Below are 3165 nucleotides of genomic sequence, written 5' to 3'. Positions count from 1 at the left end.
ATTGTTTAGCTGATGTCGCATAAATCATCTTCCTCAATGTCCTGCGGCACAATAACCGGCACAATAATCTGATGCCTGTGCACTATGCCGCTAATTTTTCACCCAGCCATATTTGTACATCAATGGCAAATATTGAATTCTCTCCAAAAAATCTTTATTTGTGTTTTCCGTATGGAATACAGGAACACGCTCTATGGCATAAACATTGCTGTCCCTGCTTGCATTGTCGTATTTAATCGTAAAAGCGCCCTTGTAACCAGCCTCCTTTACCAGCTCGGCAATATGAAGGTTGTATGTACCGGTAGGGTATGCTATGAAATCCGCCTCTACGCCCAGCTTTTCCCTGATGGTATCACGGGATTTGGCCAGCTCTTTGGATATATCATCATCACTGGCTTCCGTCATAGACTTGTGGTTATGGGTATGGGACTCAATAGAAAACCCGTTTTCCGTCAATTCTTTGGCCTGCTCCCAGGTAAGATAATTGTCATAGACACCCAGAAATCCCGTCACCACAAAGATGGTTCCCTTAAAGCCGTACTTTTTCATAATAGGGTACGCGTTGGTATAGTTATCCTTGTAGCCATCGTCAAAGGTAATCAGCACCGGCTTCTCCGGCAGTTCCCTGCCATCAACGATAAAATCGTACAGCTCACGGGGCGTAATGCTGGTATAGCCGTATTCCTGCAGCCATCTCATGTGCTGCTCAAAATCTGCCAGCGGCACAGACAAGGACATGTGCTCATCCACTACCTTGTGATAGTTCAGCACCATCACCGTCCGCGAATCCTCCTGCACCGTTACAGCTTCTGCCGGCATCGTCTGGGCGCTGGCAGCATCGCCATGCTGCTTCACAATAATGCCCACCACCAGGCACACTACCACAACGGCCAGGCCATACACAAACTCCTTGCTGGAAATATTCTTCAGCTTTTCCCTGATCCTGTCATATAACGGTTTCATTATATCCCCCAAATATTAAAATTACATTAAAATGATTATCATTTCTTAACCTTGTCAAAATCAACTCGATTATCCCGCTCCTATATATTATACATTTTTTGCTCAAAAACTCAATCTGTGGTATAATGTTTTCGTCTGCAAAGGACAAATAACGAATATATTCTTGCAAGGAGGATTTTATATGACTATTACAAAGGAAATGTCCATCATGGAGGTTGTTACCAACTACCCTGACACTGTTCCTGTATTTATGCAGGCCGGCATGGGCTGCATCGGCTGTGCCGCCGCCCACTTCGAGAACATCGAGCAGGGAGCTATGGCTCACGGCATCGACATCAACGAGCTGATTACTGCCCTGAATGACGTTGTTCCGCAGCAGTAAGCCGCCACAAGGATTAAACGACAAAAATAAAAGCTCCCTCATTGGATTGGAACCACAACTAATCCGATGAGGGAGTTTTGTTTATATCTTAATAGCCGCCGCCTTTGCCAGCGTTTCCCTTGCTTCATTCACGAGGTTTTCCATGATGACGGCCATTGGCTCCACCTTCTTCAAAGGTGTCAGGCTCTGGCCTGCCTGCACCATGCCATTCTCCACATCGCCGTCCACGGCCGCCAGCTTGTTGGTGCCGGTAGCCATTTTCAGCAGGGTTTCCTTGTCAGCCTTGCCGGAGAACTCCAGAGCCTGATACTCGGTGGAGAACTTGTTCTTGACGCCGCGGACAGCACTCTTGATGGTCTGGCCGGTCACGATGGTGTCGGTATCAACCGCCTCAATCAGCTTCTGCTTCATGTTCTCATGCACAGGGCATTCCTCGGCAATCAGGAAGCGTGTGCCAATCTGCACACCTGCCGCCCCCATCAGAAGAGCTGCCGCAATGCCGCGCCCGTCAGCAATACCGCCGGCCATTACCACAGGAATATCCACCTCCGGAATGACCTGGGTCATAAGAGCCATTGTCGTCAGCACGCCAATATGACCACCGGCCTCCATGCCCTCAACCACGATGGCATCAGCGTTGTTGTCCTGCAAACGCTTTGCCAGCTTGACATTCGGCACCACAGGAATAACCTTGATACCGGCAGCATGCAGCGGCTCCACATAAGGCACAGGGTTACCGGCGCCCAGCGTAACGAAGGCAGGCTTCTCCTGACAGATTACCTCCACAATCTCGTCCTTGTTAGGAGCCATCAGCATCACATTTACGCCGAATGGCTTATCCGTCAGCTCACGGCACTTCCTGATTTCATCCCTTACGTACTCGGTGGTGCGCCCGCCGCAGGAAATAATACCGGCTCCTCCTGCATTGGAAACAGCAGCTGCCATCACCGCATCAGAAATCCACGCCATGCCGCCCTGAATAACAGGATACTTTATGCCCAAAACCTCACAAATGCTCTTTGCCATACGACAACCTCCTAAAAATCTTTGAAATACTGCTTATATTGTAAAAAACATTCCCACCAGATTATATCCTTTTAACATTATACCATCTATTCTGCCAAGAAAAAAGAGGCACCCCGCAGGGTACCTCAAATTTCATTTACCGTTTGTAACAGCTAAGCTATCAGCCGATAACAGCCAGAACCTCGCCAGCCTGTACAGCCTGGCCTGCTGCAACATTGATAGCCTTTACGGAGCCGTCAACAGGAGCAACGATCTCGTTCTGCATCTTCATAGCCTCGAGAATGAGAACTACTTCGCCAGCCTTTACTGCCTGGCCAACGGAAGCAACCAGCTTGATTACCTTGCCTGGCATTGGAGCGTTTACAGCGGACTCGCCAGCTGCCGGTGCTGCTGCAGGGGCTGCCGGAGCTGCTGGTGCTGCTGCAGGAGCAGGTGCTGCCGGTGCAGGAGCAGGTGCCGGAGCTGCAGGAGCCTTTGGAGCTGCAGAAGCTGCGCCAGCTGCCTTTACTTCCTCAACCTCAACCTCATAAGCGGTGCCGTTTACAGTAATGTTGAACTTTTTCATCTAATATACCTCCACAAACTCTTAATGATACAATGTATCCTTCATAATCGCTTAATTCAGCTTAACATAGCCTGACATGGCTTAATATAGCTAAAAATAGCCTGCATAATAAGACTAAAAAGCCCTATTCATTACAATGGAATATTGCCATGCTTCTTGGCAGGCATAGCCTCACGCTTGCTTGCACAAGCATTCAGGGCGGTAATAATCAGAGGACGGGTTTCAGCCG

The 3165-nt window shown here is 49.0% G+C and carries 4 protein-coding genes; 1 reads left to right on the top strand and 3 read right to left on the bottom strand.

The annotated features are described in order from the left end of the window. Positions 1 to 90: 90 nt before the first annotated feature. Entirely contained in the window at positions 91 to 963 is an 873-nt protein-coding gene (locus ACI3UA_RS02915; RefSeq protein WP_439723330.1) for a polysaccharide deacetylase family protein, read from the bottom strand. Positions 964 to 1144: 181 nt separating this feature from the next. On the opposite strand from ACI3UA_RS02915, the gene ACI3UA_RS02910 reads away from it, so the two are divergent. Then, positions 1145 to 1345 (top strand): DUF1858 domain-containing protein, encoded by a 201-nt coding sequence (locus ACI3UA_RS02910; protein ID WP_439723329.1) that lies wholly within the window; start codon positions 1145 to 1147, stop codon positions 1343 to 1345. Positions 1346 to 1426: 81 nt separating this feature from the next. Here the strand turns inward: ACI3UA_RS02910 and ACI3UA_RS02905 are convergent, their stop codons facing one another. Both ACI3UA_RS02905 and ACI3UA_RS02900 read right to left on the bottom strand, forming a co-directional pair. Continuing rightward, positions 1427 to 2371 carry a nitronate monooxygenase gene (locus ACI3UA_RS02905; protein ID WP_439723328.1) on the bottom strand — a complete coding sequence of 315 codons (945 nt, stop codon included), beginning with the start codon at positions 2369 to 2371 and terminating at the stop codon, positions 1427 to 1429. 160 nt (positions 2372 to 2531) lie between these two features. After that, entirely contained in the window at positions 2532 to 2936 is a 405-nt protein-coding gene (locus tag ACI3UA_RS02900; protein WP_439723327.1) for a biotin/lipoyl-containing protein, read from the bottom strand. Positions 2937 to 3165 lie beyond the last annotated feature (229 nt).

The sequence above is a fragment of the Anaerovibrio sp. genome (genome assembly GCF_051866355.1).
In the GTDB taxonomy this organism is placed as follows: domain Bacteria; phylum Bacillota; class Negativicutes; order Selenomonadales; family Selenomonadaceae; genus Anaerovibrio.
This window is presented reverse-complemented; position numbering and strand designations above follow the sequence as displayed.